At 72.1% G+C, this 12,887-nt stretch carries 13 protein-coding genes; 3 read left to right on the forward strand and 10 right to left on the reverse strand.

Going from position 1 to position 12,887, the window contains the following annotated elements:
• Positions 1–11: 11 nt before the first annotated feature.
• The 5 genes from ACIBG7_RS00625 to ACIBG7_RS00645 form a co-directional block, all read right to left on the reverse strand.
• Entirely contained in the window at positions 12–953 is a 942-nt protein-coding gene (locus tag ACIBG7_RS00625) for a sigma-70 family RNA polymerase sigma factor (RefSeq protein WP_357917978.1), read from the reverse strand.
• Positions 954–1,061: 108 nt separating this feature from the next.
• Positions 1,062–2,228: an imidazolonepropionase gene (hutI, locus tag ACIBG7_RS00630; RefSeq protein ID WP_397334721.1), complete on the reverse strand. Its 1,167-nt coding sequence runs from the start codon at positions 2,226–2,228 to the stop codon at positions 1,062–1,064.
• Between the two features lie 67 nt (positions 2,229–2,295).
• Complete coding sequence (locus ACIBG7_RS00635; RefSeq protein ID WP_397334723.1) at positions 2,296–3,615, reverse strand: formimidoylglutamate deiminase; 1,320 nt, start codon at positions 3,613–3,615, stop codon at positions 2,296–2,298.
• The gene (locus tag ACIBG7_RS00640) at positions 3,612–4,784 is read right to left on the reverse strand and encodes an allantoate amidohydrolase (protein WP_397334724.1); all 1,173 of its coding nucleotides are present in this window, start codon (positions 4,782–4,784) and stop codon (positions 3,612–3,614) included. Before ACIBG7_RS00640 ends, ACIBG7_RS00635 begins: the two co-directional genes overlap by 4 nt.
• 26 nt (positions 4,785–4,810) lie before the next feature.
• Positions 4,811–5,485 carry an SDR family oxidoreductase gene (locus ACIBG7_RS00645; RefSeq protein ID WP_357917966.1) on the reverse strand — a complete coding sequence of 225 codons (675 nt, stop codon included), beginning with the start codon at positions 5,483–5,485 and terminating at the stop codon, positions 4,811–4,813.
• Between the two features lie 54 nt (positions 5,486–5,539).
• On the opposite strand from ACIBG7_RS00645, the gene ACIBG7_RS00650 reads away from it, so the two are divergent.
• The 3 genes from ACIBG7_RS00650 to ACIBG7_RS00660 are packed head-to-tail and all read left to right on the forward strand — an operon-like array spanning position 5,540 to position 7,789.
• Positions 5,540–6,070, forward strand: coding sequence for a PadR family transcriptional regulator (locus tag ACIBG7_RS00650; protein WP_397334725.1), 531 nt, complete (start codon positions 5,540–5,542; stop codon positions 6,068–6,070).
• 22 nt (positions 6,071–6,092) lie between these two features.
• Positions 6,093–7,046 (forward strand): ATP-binding cassette domain-containing protein, encoded by a 954-nt coding sequence (locus ACIBG7_RS00655; protein WP_397334726.1) that lies wholly within the window; start codon positions 6,093–6,095, stop codon positions 7,044–7,046.
• Complete coding sequence (locus tag ACIBG7_RS00660; RefSeq protein ID WP_357917958.1) at positions 7,043–7,789, forward strand: ABC transporter permease; 747 nt, start codon at positions 7,043–7,045, stop codon at positions 7,787–7,789. Before ACIBG7_RS00655 ends, ACIBG7_RS00660 begins: the two co-directional genes overlap by 4 nt.
• A 96-nt stretch (positions 7,790–7,885) precedes the next feature.
• Here the strand turns inward: ACIBG7_RS00660 and ACIBG7_RS00665 are convergent, their stop codons facing one another.
• The 5 genes from ACIBG7_RS00665 to ACIBG7_RS00685 all read right to left on the reverse strand — a co-directional run bounded on the left by ACIBG7_RS00665 (position 7,886) and on the right by ACIBG7_RS00685 (position 12,852).
• On the reverse strand, positions 7,886–8,992 hold the full coding sequence (locus ACIBG7_RS00665) for a MurR/RpiR family transcriptional regulator (protein WP_397334727.1): 1,107 nt from the start codon (positions 8,990–8,992) through the stop codon (positions 7,886–7,888).
• A 456-nt stretch (positions 8,993–9,448) separates the two neighbouring features.
• Positions 9,449–11,098 carry a urocanate hydratase gene (hutU, locus tag ACIBG7_RS00670; protein ID WP_357917952.1) on the reverse strand — a complete coding sequence of 550 codons (1,650 nt, stop codon included), beginning with the start codon at positions 11,096–11,098 and terminating at the stop codon, positions 9,449–9,451.
• A 56-nt stretch (positions 11,099–11,154) separates the two neighbouring features.
• The gene (locus ACIBG7_RS00675) at positions 11,155–11,766 is read right to left on the reverse strand and encodes a TIGR04500 family putative peptide maturation system protein (protein ID WP_357917949.1); all 612 of its coding nucleotides are present in this window, start codon (positions 11,764–11,766) and stop codon (positions 11,155–11,157) included.
• Positions 11,766–12,698: an MvdC/MvdD family ATP grasp protein gene (locus ACIBG7_RS00680; RefSeq protein WP_397334728.1), complete on the reverse strand. Its 933-nt coding sequence runs from the start codon at positions 12,696–12,698 to the stop codon at positions 11,766–11,768. The genes ACIBG7_RS00675 and ACIBG7_RS00680 overlap by 1 nt, the downstream gene beginning before the upstream one ends.
• Before the next feature lie 10 nt (positions 12,699–12,708).
• Entirely contained in the window at positions 12,709–12,852 is a 144-nt protein-coding gene (locus ACIBG7_RS00685; RefSeq protein WP_357917943.1) for a hypothetical protein, read from the reverse strand.
• Positions 12,853–12,887 lie beyond the last annotated feature (35 nt).

Below are 12,887 nucleotides of genomic sequence, written 5' to 3' on the forward strand. Positions count from 1 at the left end.
GGTGAAAAGGGTCAAGCAGCAGAGGTGGCCATCTTCCGAAGCCGTGCCAGCGCGTCCCGTTCGATCCGCCGAGCCCGGTCCCGCCCGATGCCGTACCGCTCGCCCACCTCGGTCAAGGTGTGCTCGCGCCCGTCCACCAGCCCGTACCGCCACCGCAACATCTCGCTGGTGTCGCGCTCCAGCCCGGTGAGCCACTCGTCGAGCCGCTCCCGTTCGAGGATGTCGATCGCCTGCTGCTCGGGGTCGGCCCACGTCTCGTCGGCGATCATGTCGCCCAGCTCGGTCTCGTCCTCGTCCCCCACCCCGAGCTGCAGCGAAACCGGGTCGGACGCCCAGCGCCGCAGCTCCCGCACCCGCTCGATGGGCAGCTCGAGCACCTTGGAGAGGTCCTCGTCGGTCGGCTCGACGTCGAACTCGGCGAGCATGTCCCGCCGCACCCGCATGAGCCGGGTCATCTGCTCCCCGGCGTGCGTGGGCAGCCGGACCGGCCGGGCCTGCTCGTGGATGGCCCGCCCGACGGACTGCCGGATCCACCACGTCGCGTACGTCGAGAACTTGTATCCCCGCCGGTAGTCGAACTTCTCCACCGCGCGCACCAGGCCCAGGTTCCCCTCCTGGACCAGGTCGATGAGCGGCATCCCGCGACCGGAGTACTTGCGCGCGACCGCGACGACCAGTCGCAGGTTGGACTGGATGAACTCGTCCTTGGCCCGTTGCCCGGATATGGCCAGGGCGTTGAGCTCCTCGTCGCTCGCGTCACCGATCTTGGGTTCGTTGCCGCCCCGATCGAGTAGCTGCTCGGCGAAGAGGCCCGCCTCGATCCGCTTGGCGAGCTCGACCTCCTCCTCCGCGCTGAGCAGCGGTACCCGCCCGATCTCCGCCAGGTAGGTCCCCAGCAGATCTCGATCCGCGACCGCCTGCTCCTGCGTGCGACTCCCCGTAGGCCTTGCCATCCCCAGGCACCTCTTCCGCAGGCTGCGTTCTATACCCCGGCAACGCGTGACCCGTGGCAAAGATTCCCTAAAGCAGTACGCCGTTGGGATGGTTTTGTTCCTCCTCCTTTAGGAGGAGAAAACCGTGCGAATAAGCGGTACTCCGGGGCGATACGCGAGGTGAACATAGGAGGGCGCGTCGAGAACGACGAGGTCGGCGCGGGCTCCGGGGCGCAGCACGCCGACGTCGTCACGACGCAGGGCGCGGGCTCCGCCGTACGTCGCGGCGCGGATGGCCTCCAGCGGCGTCATGCGCATCTCACGCACGGCGAGTGCCACGCAGAACGGCATGGACGAGGTGAAGGAAGAGCCGGGATTGCAGTCGGTGGCGATGGCGACGGTGACTCCGGCGTCGATGAGGCGGCGGGCGTCGGGGTAGGGCGAGCGGGTGGAGAACTCGGCGCCCGGCAGCAGCGTCGCGACGGTGTTTCCCGAGGCCAGCGCCTCGACGTCGGCGTCGGTGAGGTGGGTGCAGTGGTCGGCCGAGGCGGCGGCGAGCTCGACCGCGAGCTGGACGCCCGGGCCTTCTGTGAGTTGATTGGCATGAATTCTCGGCAAAAGTCCAGCTTTAATCCCGGACGTCAGGATTTCGCGGGTTTGGTCGCCATCAAATGCGCCTCGTTCACAAAAGACATCAACCCACTTCGCGTACGGCGCGCACGCCGCGAGCATCTCACCCGTGACAAGCCGGACGTAATCGTCGGCCGCCATGTCCGCCGGGACCACGTGCGCCCCGAGGAAGGTCGTCTCCTCGGTCACCTCCCGCGCGTACTCCAGCGAGCGCTGCTCGTCCTCCACGGTCAGGCCGTAGCCGCTCTTGATCTCGACGGTGGTCGTGCCCTGCGCCCGCATCTCGGCGACCAGGTCGTGCATGCGGCCGGTCAGCGTCTCGCGGGAGGCGGCCCGGGTCGCGGCGACCGTGGTGCGGATGCCCCCGGCGGTGTAGGCCTGGCCGGACATGCGGGCGTTGAACTCCGCCGTGCGGTCGCCCGCGAAGACGAGGTGGGCGTGGCTGTCCACGAACCCGGGGATGACCCCGGCGCCCTGGACGTCCACCCGGTCGTCGGCGTCGGGCGCCTCGCCGGACGGGCCGACCCAGGCGACCCGGCCGTCCTGGATCACCAGGGCCGCGTCGGGGATCTCCTCCCGCGCGGGGTCGCCCGTGTAGAGCAGGCCGATGTTGTCGACCAGGACGCTGCGCGCCCCGAAGGTCGAAGTGTCCACGAACTCGCTCACCCGGCTGCTCCCATCAGCTCCGTACGCCCGCCCACGCCGAGCGCACCCATCTCCGCCACCGGCCCCCTCATCTCAGGGCGGCGATCGAGTCGGTCAGCAGGGTGCCCACCTCGCCCAGCACGTGCCGCCCGTCGGTGACGATGCGCCGCCCGGACGAGACCACCGAGTGCACGTCCGCCGCACCCGCCGCGAAGACCGCCGCCTCGGCCCCGGTGGCGCCTGCCGTACGGACCGAATCGAGCCGGACCGACACCAGGTCGGCCCACGCGCCCGCGACCAGCAGCCCGGCGTCGGGAAAGCCCAGCGAGGCGTGCCCGGCCGAGGTGGCGGCGGCCAGCAGGTCGGCGGCCGGCCAGTGGCCGCGCCGCTCGGTGGCCAGCCGCTCGTTCAGCTCGACCGCCCTGGCCTCCTCGAACAGGTCGATGACCGCGTGGCTGTCGGAGCCGAGCGTGATCGGCGACCCGTGCTCGAACAGCGTGCGCGCGGGCCCGATCCCGTCGGCGAGGTCGCGCTCGGTCGTGGGACACATGCACACGTACGTGCGCGACTGCCCCAGGAGCTGCACGTCCACCTCGGTCAGGTGCGTCGCGTGCACCGCAGTGGACCGGGGGCCGAGCGCGCCATGCTCGTGCAGGAGCTGCACCGGCGTGGCCGCGTACCGCTCGACGCAGGCGTCGTTCTCGGCCCGCTGCTCGGAGACGTGCATGTGCAGCGGCGCGGCATGGTGATGGGAGAACTCGGCGACGGTCGGCATCTGCTCCGGCGGCACCGCGCGCACCGAGTGGATCGCCGCCCCGGCCACCACCCCGGAACGCCCGCGCAGCGCGGCGGCCAGCCCCTCGGCCCGCACCGCCCACCGCTCGGCGTTCCCGTCGCCGAAACGCACCTGCGCCCCGGCCAGCGCGGTGCCCACCCCGCCGGTCAGGTAGCAGGTGTCGAGCAACGTGATGCGCAGCCCGGCGGCGCGCGCCGCCTCGACCAGCGCGAGCCCCATCTCGTTGGGCTCGTCGTACGGCACGCCGCCCGGCCCGTGGTGCAGGTAGTGGAACTCGCCCACGCAGGTGACCCCGGCCAGCGCCATCTCGGCGTAGACGGCCGTGGCCAGCCGCAGGTAGGACTCGGGGTCGAGCTTGGCGGCGACCTCGTACATCTGGTCGCGCCAGGTCCAGAAGTCGCCCTTGCCGCGCTGCGTCGCGCCGCGCAGGGCCCGGTGGAAGGCGTGGGAGTGCGCGTTGGCCAGGCCGGGCAGGGTCAGCCCGGCCAGCCGGGTGGCGGTCCCGGGCTCGCCCTGGGTCACCCGCGCGATCCGCTCGCCGTCCACCTCGACCAGCACGCTGCGGGTCAGGCCTTCGGGCAGCCAGGCGTACTCGCACCAGTAGGTCGTCATCGGCACAGCTCCTCGAGCACGTTCGCCAGCGCGCGCACCCCGGCCGCGCAGTCGTCGGCCTCGGCGTGTTCGGCCGGAGAGTGACTGATACCCGTCGGGTTGCGGACGAAAAGCATCGCGCTCGGCACGCCCGCCCCGGCGAGGATGCCCGCGTCGTGCCCGGCCCCGGTCGCCAGCACCGGCACCGCCCCGCTCCCCGGGGTCTGCGCCGCGGCTTCGGCGATGCGGTCGCGCAGCAGCGGCTCGAACTCGACGATCGGCGTCCACGACTCCTCCCGCACGTCGGCCCCCTCGGCCAGCTCAGCCACCAGCGCGCGCACCGCCTCCTCGCCGGCCCCGCGCGCGTCGAGCCAGGCCGAGACCAGGCCGGGCACGGCGTTGGCGTTGTTGGGCGAGACCCGCACCTTGCCGAAGGTGGCGACGATCCCGTGCCGCACCGCGGCTTCCCGGGCGGCCAGCACCTTGGCCGCGTAGGCCAGCATCGGGTCGTCGCGGTCTTCGAGCCGGGTGGTGCCCGCGTGGTTGGCCTGGCCGTGGAAGTCGAAACGCCAGCGCCCGTGCGGCCAGATCGCGCTGGCCACCCCGACCGGCGCGTCGAGGTCGACGAGGCCGCGCCCCTGCTCGACGTGGAGCTCGACGTAGGAGCCGACGTGGGCGAGGGTGACCGGGTCGACGCCCAGCCCCTCGGGCGTGCGGCCCCGCCGCCGCAGCACCTCGGCGAGCGACTCCCCCGCGTCGTCGGTGAGCGCGAGCGCGCGGGCGGGGTCGAGCACGCCGGTCAGCAGCCGCGACCCCAGGCACGGCACGCCGAACCGGGCGCCCTCCTCGTCGGTGAAGCAGGCCACGCCGAGCGGCGTCGACGGCTCGAAGCCGCGCTCGCGCAGCAGGTCGAGGGCGGCGAAGGCCGAGACCACGCCCAGCGGGCCGTCGAACGCGCCGCCCTGCCGTACCGAGTCGAGGTGGCTGCCGGTGACCACGCCCGGGCGGCGGGACGGGTCGCCCCACCAGGCCCAGAGGTTGCCGTTGCGGTCTTCGCGCACGTCGAGGCCGCGGCGGCGGGCCTCGCCCCAGAACCACTCCCGCAGCTCCATGTCCGCCGCGGACCAGGCGTCCCGGAGGTAGCCGCCGGTCGCCGGGTCACGTCCGATGTGCGCCAGGTCTTCGAGCATGAGGACACTCTAGTGAATGAACCCATTCACTCGCGAGGCCGGATCGTGAGCTCGGTGAGATGAGCGTCGGGCCCGGCGGTGACCGCGGCGACGATCGCCCGGGCGACGGTGTCCGGGTCGAGGTACTTCTCCGGCTCGAACGCGCCGCCCTCCATCTCGCGCACGCCGCGCTGCATGTCGGTGGCGATGCGGCCGGGGTAGACGGTGGTGACGCGCAGCTCCGGCTCCTCCAGGCGGAGGCCGTCGGCGAAGGCCCGCAGGGCGAACTTGCTGGCCGCGTAGGACACCCAGCCGGGGTTGGCGCGCTGGCCTGCGCCGGAGTTGACGCAGACCACGTGCCCGCGCGCGGCGCGCAGGGCGGGCAGCAGGAGCCGGGTGAGCTCGGCGACGGCGACCACGTTGATCTCCATCGTGCGCCGCCAGACCTCGGCCGGGGTCTCCGCCATCGGGCCGAGCGTCACCACGCCCGCGCTGTGCACGAGCAGGTCGAGGCGGTCGATGCCGGCCACGTCGGCCGGGGTGATCCCGGTCAGCTCGACGGGCCAGGGCCGGGCGTCCGGCAGGTCGGCGGCCAGGCGGTCGAGCAAGGTGCGGTCGCGGCCCCCGAGGATCAGCCGGTGCGTCGGCGCGAGCGCCCGGGCCAGCGCCTCCCCCACACCCCGCGAAGCCCCCGTGACCAGCGCGATCGGTCGTTCAGTCATGGCAGGAGCCTAATTCGCTTGACGCGTGTTCAAATTTGAATACAAACTTGAGCCATGGCTTCGACCCGCGTCCTGATCCTCGGCACCCTTCTCGACGGCCCGCGCAACGGGTACCAGGTGCGCCAGCAACTGGAGATCATGGGCGCGGACAGCTGGGCCAACGTGGCCTACGGCTCGATCTACCACGGGCTGGGCAAGATGGCCGACGAGGGCCTGCTCGACATCGTCGAAAGCGGACGGGGCGGAAAAACGGTCTATCAGCTCAACGAGACCGGACGCTACGAATTTTTCCGGCTGCTGATGGCCATCTGGTACGAGCTCAAGCCGATCGTGGACCCGTTCCAGGTGGCGCTGACCTTCATGGACCGCCTGGACCGGCCGAGCCTGCTCGACGGGCTGCGCGGCCGGATCGAGCAGCTCACGCTGGGCATCACGTCCATCGAACGCGCCATCGGCACCAAGCAGAGGTACGGCGCCCCCCGCCACGTGGACGAGAACCTGATTCTCACCAAGGGGATGCTCGAAGCGCAGCTGGCCTGGTGCCGGCAGGCGTTGCAGAAGGTCGAGAACGGCGAGCTCCCCTGACCCCCCTGAGGAGAAACTCCGCATGATCATCAGCGCACACGACCTGCGCAAGACATTCACCACCAGATCCCGTAAAGGCACCCAGACCGTCGAAGCGGTCAAGGGCGTCAGCCTGGAGATTGCCCCCGGCGAGATCTTCGGCGTGCTCGGCCCCAACGGCGCCGGGAAGACCACCACGATCCGCATGCTGTCCACGCTGATCACCCCCGACTCGGGCAGCGCTACCATCACCGGCCACGACCTGCTCAAGGAACCGGCGAAGATCCGCCGCAACCTCGGCTACGTCAGCCAGGCCGGCGGCGTCGACGACCAGACCTCGCCCCGCGTGCAGATCCTCTTCGCCGCCCGCCTGCACGGCGTGCCGGACGCGGTGGCGGCCACCGACCGGGTGCTCAAGCAGTTCGAGCTCACCGAGTTCGCCGACCGGCCCGGCCGTACCCTCTCCGGAGGCCAGCAGCGCCGCGTCGCCATCGCCCTGGGGCTGGTGCACAGCCCGCCCCTGCTCTTCCTCGACGAGCCCACCACCGGGCTCGACCCGCAGAACCGCGCCAACCTCTGGGACCGCATCGGCGAACTCCGCGAACAGGGCACCACCGTCCTGCTGAGCACCCACTACCTCGACGAGGCGGACGCCCTCTGCGACCGGCTGGCGATCGTCGATCACGGCGTCATCGTCGCCGAGGGCACCCCCGCCGGACTCAAGCGCGAGGTCTCCGGCGACGTCATCACCCTGCGCGTCGACGACCTGGAGCAGGCCGCCGAGACGTTGCGGCCGATGACCAAGGAGGTCAGGGTCGACGACGACCTGCTCAGACTGTACGTGGACGACGGCGAGCACACCCTGCCCGCCCTCCTGCGCACCCTGGAGGAGCGCAACGTGCAGCTCAAGTCCATCTCGCTCGACCGGGCCACCCTCGACGACGTCTTCCTGGCCAAGACCGGCCGGTCCCTTCGCGACACCGGAGCCGCCGCATGATCCGCGACACCACGCTCTTCCTGCGCTACGAGGTGGCCAAGACCTTCCGCAACCCGGTCTGGCTGCTGCTGGGCATCATGCAGCCGGTGCTCTACCTGCTCATGTTCGCCCCGCTCACCTCCGGGCTGTACGGCGGGTCGTCCGAGGAGGCGCTGCGCGCCTTCACCCCGGCCGCGCTGATGATGATCGCCGTCTTCGGCTCGCTCTTCACCGGCTTCGGCCTCATCGCCGAGCTCCGCAACGGCTCCCTGGAACGGCTCGCCGTCAGCCCCGCCTGGCGGCCCGCCATCGTCCTCGGGCGGGTCTTCCGCGACATGCTCACCCTGGTCACCCAGGCGATCATCGTCTTCATCGTCGCCGCGCTCATGGGGCTGCGGATCGGGGTGCTGGAACTGCTGCTCATGCTGCTGCTCATGGCCGCCACCGGCCTGTTCGCCTCCAGCCTCTCCCAGGGCCTGGCGTTGGCGGTGCGGGACGAGCAGGGCATGTCGTCCATCATCCAGACCTTCATGCTGCCGGTGATGTTGCTGGCTGGGCTCTTCCTGGACATCTCCTTCGCGCCCGACTGGATGCAGGCCGTCGCTCCCGTCAACCCGCTCTACCACGCCGTTGAGGCTGGGCGGGCGTTGTTCCGGGGGGAGGTGGGGTCCGTGGAGGTGCCGCTCGCGTTCGGCCTCTTCATCGTCCTGGCCGCCCTCACGACCACCTGGTCCGTCCGCTCGTTGCGCCGCCTGGCGGGCTGACCGTCCCCGCACATCTGACTGCCGACGCCCCCTTCCCCTTACCCAGTCCCCGTCGTACGGCGAGGCCCGGGTAGGGGGTTACGGGGGTTATCGGGGTTACGGGGGTTCGCCGGGGAGGAAGATGCCGGCCTCGTCCGCGGCGCGTTCGTAGTCCTCCAGCCGGGCCTGGGTGCGCAGGGGTGCGGCGTCCGCCATGGCCTCCACCAGGGCCATGGCCATGGCCAAAGGCGCCGAGTGCGAGTCGAACACCAGCCGGTCACCCACCGGCGCGTCCAGGGTCACCTCCGCGGGCAGTCCTGGCCGGTCGGTGACCACGATGCGGCGCAAGCCCAGCTTCTCCGCGTACTGCAGGGCCTGGATCGACTCGGCCGGGTAGCGCGGGAGCACGAAGGCCAGGACCACCCGTGCGCCGGCCCGCTGGACGTTGCGCAGGCCGTCGAGGAGGTGGGAGCCGCCGCTGGTGAACAGCCGCACGTCCGGGTGGATGAGGCCGGCGTAGTAGCCGAACGTGGTCGCCAGCCCGGCCGAGACCCTCAGCCCGAAGACGGGCAACGGCTCGGCTGCGGCGAGGGTCTCGCCGAGTTCGGCCAGGGGGAGGGTGGCCAGGCGGTCGCGCATGTGGTGGAGGTTTCGGATCTCGCTCTCGAGAGCCCCTTCCAGCAGGCTGCCCGACACCGAGCCCCGCCCGGTTTCCGCACCCCACACTCCACCCGCCGCCGCCCCACTTCCGGCCGTACCGGGGAGTCCGGGGACGTTGGGCGCGCCGGCCGATGGAGGGAACTCGGGAGCCCCTGGTTCCCCGGCCGCTCCGAGGTGGCCGGCGGGACCGGGACGGCCCGCGCCGGGTCCTGGGTGACTGATGGACCCACGGTTGCCGAGTGATCCGGGGTGATCAGCGGCGATGGGGCTGATCCCTTGGGGGCTGGGTGCGGTGGTGTCTTGGCGGTAGCCAGGGGACGACGGGCCGCGGGGGTCGACGCCGACCACCAAGGGTCGGAGGGCCTGCCTGAGCTCGGGGTAGCCCGCGAAGCCCAGGGCCATGGCGAAGCGGGTGACCGACGGCTGGCTCACTCCGGCTCGTTCGGCCAGTTCCACGCTGGACAGGAAGATCGCCTCGGCGAGGTGCTCCGACAGGTAGAGCGCGATCCTTCGCTGGACGGGGGACAACCTTCGCCCGGCCAGCAGTTCCTCCAGGCCCTCCATCACCACACCCCCACCCGAACGGCTGAGCACAGCGTCACGAACGACCCAAGTCTCCCAGCCCTCTCACCACGAACCCGCACCCACCCCGTCACCCCGCGCACTGAGACCGGCGGCTGAGACCTCAGGGCTTGCGCCCCAGGTGACCCCGAGCTGCAGGCCCCGCGACCCGGAGTCCGCGACCCGCGGGCCGGGGTCCGCTCGCTGCGGGCCAGGAACCCGGGCGCTGCGGCCAGGAACCGAGGCCCTGAAGCCCCGGACCCCCGAAGGACAGGAGAGCCGGGCCGGGCAGCCCGGAGGTCCGTAGACGGAGGCCGCAGCCCGTGAGCGCGGAGGGCTGAGGACGGAGGCCGCAGCCGGGAGCCTGGAGGTCCGAAGGCCGCGCCGACCGAGCCCCCGACCGGGGAGAGCGCCGGGGGCCGAGGGTGGAGGTCGGGGCTCGGGGTCAGGCAGGGGGCGTCACGACTCGCGCATGGGGATGCGGACGCCGCGGTCGGCGGCGACCTGGGCGGCTTCGGGGTAGCCGGCGTCGACGTGGCGCATGACGCCGGTGCCGGGGTCGTTGGTGAGGACGCGGCTCACCTTCTCCCGCGCCAGAGCGGTGCCGTCGGCGACGGTGACCTGGCCGGAGTGGATGGAGCGCCCGATGCCCACGCCACCACCGTGGTGGATGGAGACCCAGGCCGCCCCGGAGGCGGTGTTGAGCATGGCGTTGAGCAGCGGCCAGTCGGCGATGGCGTCGGAGCCGTCGGCCATGCCCTCGGTCTCCCGGTACGGCGAGGCGACACTGCCGCAGTCGAGGTGGTCACGCCCGATGACGACGGGCGCCTGGAGCTCCCCGGAGGCGACCATGTCGTTGAACCGCTCCCCCGCGAGGTGCCGCTCGCCGTACCCCAGCCAGCAGATCCGGGCGGGCAGCCCCTGGAAGTGCACCCGCTCCCCCGCCATGCGGATCCATCGGGCCAGCGGCTCGTTGTCCGGGAAGAGCTCCAGGACGGCGCGGTCGGTGGCGGCGATGTCGGCCGGGTCGCCGGAGAGCGCGGCCCAGCGGAACGGCCCCTTGCCCTCGCAGAACAGCGGCCGGATGTAGGCGGGCACGAAGCCGGGGAAGGCGAAGGCGCGCGAGTAGCCCGCGAGCTGGGCCTCGCCGCGGATGGAGTTGCCGTAGTCGAAGACCTCGGCGCCGGCGTCCTGGAAGCCGACCATGGCCTCGACGTGGCGGGCCATGGACTCGCGGGCGCGCTGGGTGAAGCCGGCCGGGTCCTTCTCGCGCTCGGCGGCCATGTCGTCGAAGGCGACGCCGAGCGGGAGGTACATCAGGGGGTCGTGCGCGGAGGTCTGGTCGGTGACGATGTCGATCTCGGCGCCCTTGGCCAGCAGCTCGGGGAGCGCCTCGGCGGCGTTGGCGACGACGCCGATGGACAGCGGCCGGCGCTGGTCGCGGGCCTCGTAGGCGAGCTGGAGCGCCTCGTCGAGGGAGGCGGCCTCGACGTCGAGGTAGCGGTGCTCGATGCGGCGCTTGACACTGCGCGGGTCGCAGTCGATGCAGATGGCGACGCCGCCGTTCATGGTGACGGCCAGCGGCTGGGCGCCGCCCATGCCGCCGAGGCCGGCGGTGAGGGTGATGGTGCCGGCCAGGGAGCCGCCGAAGCGCTTGGCGGCGACGGCGGCGAAGGTCTCGTAGGTGCCCTGGAGGATGCCCTGGGTGCCGATGTAGATCCAGGAGCCGGCGGTCATCTGGCCGTACATGGTGAGGCCGGCGGCCTCCAGGCGGCGGAACTCCTCCCAGTTGGCCCAGTCGGGCACCAGGTTGGAGTTGGCGATGAGGACGCGCGGCGCCCATTCGTGGGTGCGGAAGACGCCGACGGGGCGGCCGGACTGCACGAGGAGGGTCTCGTCGCCGTCGAGCGTGGTGAGGGTGCGGACCAGCGCGTCGTAGGACGGCCAGTCGCGCGCGGCCTTGCCGGAGCCGCCGTAGACGACGAGTTGTTCGGGATGTTCCGCGACCTCGGGGTCGAGGTTGTTCTGCAGCATGCGCAGGGCGGCCTCCTGCGGCCAGCCCTTGGCGGTCAGCGTGGTGCCTCGCGGCGCGCGAACAGTACGGGACATGGCGACCCCTTCGGTGAATGAACCTATTCACCGGCAGCGTACAACGAAGGACCCCGTTACCAGAACCACTCGACCTTCGCCGTCGCGCGCCGTTCGGCGAGCCAGGCGCTCAGCCCGCCGGGCAGCCGGGCGTCGAGCCTGGCGGCGCGGGCGTGCCGGGCGGCGAGCTCGGTCAGCGCGCTCTCGTCCAGGCCCTGTCCGGCCAGCCACTGCCGGGTGGCCGCCACGGTGAGCAGGCCCTTGGTCCGCCGGAAGGCCTCGACCGCCCGCTCCAGTTCGGCCTCGTCGAGCTCGACCGGCTCGGTGTCGAGCTCCTGCTGGATCAGGCAGGTGTTCACCAGCCGCTCGGCGATGCGCCGGTCGGCCCAGAGGTCTTCGAGGTCGAGGACGACCTCCTGGATCGTGCGCTCGACCCCGTTGACGCGCAGCAGGATCGGCCGGGTCGGCGGGCGGAGCCCGCGCAGCGGCCAAGGCAGCTCGCGGTCGGGGCAGTGGGAGAGCGTGACGGTCGAGCCGTCGGGGCAGGTGATGAGCAGGTCGTGGTGGACCGAGCCGTCGTGCTCCTCTTGCTGGCGCACCACGCGGAAGCGGTGGCCGGGGTGGCGGGCGCGCAGCTCGTCGAGCCCGTCCAGACCGGCCTTGAGCACCTCCAGCGCCTCGTCGAGCATCAGGGTTCCTCCAGCAGCAGGTCGCAGAGGGCCTCGCTGATGGGCAGGCCGGTGCGCCGCTCCACCCACAGGTACTGGCCGTTGGGGTTGATCTCCAGAAAGACGTGCCGGCCGTCCGGGGTGACGATCAGGTCGATGGCGCCGTAGGCCAGGCCGAGCGCGCGGGTCAGCGCCAGGCAGGAGCGTTCCACCGCGGCGGGCAGCCGGACCGGCCGGTACGGCGTGCGGCCGAGCCGGTCGTCGCGCGAGTCGTGCGCGGTGAGGTGGTTGGCCTGGGAGTCGATCTCGGCGGCGAACACCCGCTCCCCCACCACGGTCACCCGCAGCTCCACCCGCTTGTCCACGTACTCCTGGACGATCACCGGGCAGTACCGCAGCGCCCCCGCGTACCCGACCTCGGACGGCGCGACCGGCCTGGTCAGCCGCCCGCGGGCGGGCAGGTGCACGGGCTTGGTGATGACCTTGCCGTGGAAGCGGTCGTAGAAGCCGAGGAACTCCTCGGGGTCGTTGGTGATCAGCGTGGCGGGGATCTCCAGCCCGGCGCGGGCCGCCGCCGGGAGCTGGTGCTGCTTGCGCGCGGCGTGGTCGATCACGCGCCGGCCGCCGGGCACCGTCCGGGGGCCTGGGTCGTCCCAGCTCGTGCCGACGAAGGCGCGCAGCTCGTCGCGCACGTACGCGCGGACCGAGGGGTCGGCGAAGTCGTGCGGGACCGGCTCGCCGGGCCGGCGCAGCCAGATCGAGCGCACCTCGCGCAGGTCGAGCCCGTCGAGCCGGCGGGCCGCCGCGCCGTCCCGCTCGAAGGCGACGGCCATGCGGGACGAGCGCGGGAAGGAGGCGGGGTCGTGCCGGACGACCTCCGCCCCCCGCTGTCTGAGCAGCGGGACGACGTGCGAGGCGTGCTCGTCGTCGTCCCGCGTCAGAACCAGGATCATGCCGCCGGCCTCAGCTGCACCACGGCTCGTAGTCGCTGTAGTAGTCGGTGACCGTCTCGCCGCTCGGCCAGTAGCTCACCTTGAACATGCCACCGCTGACCTGCGCGAGCAGGTTCTCGTCCAGTTCCGGCCCGAGGCCGTCGAGGTTCTTCATGCCTCCAGGCTGGCCGGGCGGGCTTGCAACGCTCT

This window comes from Nonomuraea sp. NPDC050328, assembly GCF_044459405.1.
Taxonomy (GTDB): domain Bacteria; phylum Actinomycetota; class Actinomycetes; order Streptosporangiales; family Streptosporangiaceae; genus Nonomuraea.

Excerpts from the sequence above, each read along its gene's own strand:
- hutU (WP_357917952.1), bottom strand. The coding sequence starts at position 11,098 with ATGTCCCGTACTGTTCGCGCGCCGCGAGGCACCACGCTGACCGCCAAG.
- ACIBG7_RS00665 (WP_397334727.1), bottom strand. The coding sequence starts at position 8,992 with ATGGAGGGCCTGGAGGAACTGCTGGCCGGGCGAAGGTTGTCCCCCGTC.
- ACIBG7_RS00640 (WP_397334724.1), bottom strand. The coding sequence starts at position 4,784 with ATGCTCGAAGACCTGGCGCACATCGGACGTGACCCGGCGACCGGCGGC.
- ACIBG7_RS00625 (WP_357917978.1), bottom strand. The coding sequence starts at position 953 with ATGGCAAGGCCTACGGGGAGTCGCACGCAGGAGCAGGCGGTCGCGGAT.
- ACIBG7_RS00650 (WP_397334725.1), top strand. The coding sequence starts at position 5,540 with ATGGCTTCGACCCGCGTCCTGATCCTCGGCACCCTTCTCGACGGCCCG.
- ACIBG7_RS00660 (WP_357917958.1), top strand. The coding sequence starts at position 7,043 with ATGATCCGCGACACCACGCTCTTCCTGCGCTACGAGGTGGCCAAGACC.
- ACIBG7_RS00635 (WP_397334723.1), bottom strand. The coding sequence starts at position 3,615 with ATGACGACCTACTGGTGCGAGTACGCCTGGCTGCCCGAAGGCCTGACC.
- ACIBG7_RS00655 (WP_397334726.1), top strand. The coding sequence starts at position 6,093 with ATGATCATCAGCGCACACGACCTGCGCAAGACATTCACCACCAGATCC.
- ACIBG7_RS00680 (WP_397334728.1), bottom strand. The coding sequence starts at position 12,698 with ATGATCCTGGTTCTGACGCGGGACGACGACGAGCACGCCTCGCACGTC.
- ACIBG7_RS00685 (WP_357917943.1), bottom strand. The coding sequence starts at position 12,852 with ATGAAGAACCTCGACGGCCTCGGGCCGGAACTGGACGAGAACCTGCTC.
- ACIBG7_RS00645 (WP_357917966.1), bottom strand. The coding sequence starts at position 5,485 with ATGACTGAACGACCGATCGCGCTGGTCACGGGGGCTTCGCGGGGTGTG.
- ACIBG7_RS00675 (WP_357917949.1), bottom strand. The coding sequence starts at position 11,766 with ATGCTCGACGAGGCGCTGGAGGTGCTCAAGGCCGGTCTGGACGGGCTC.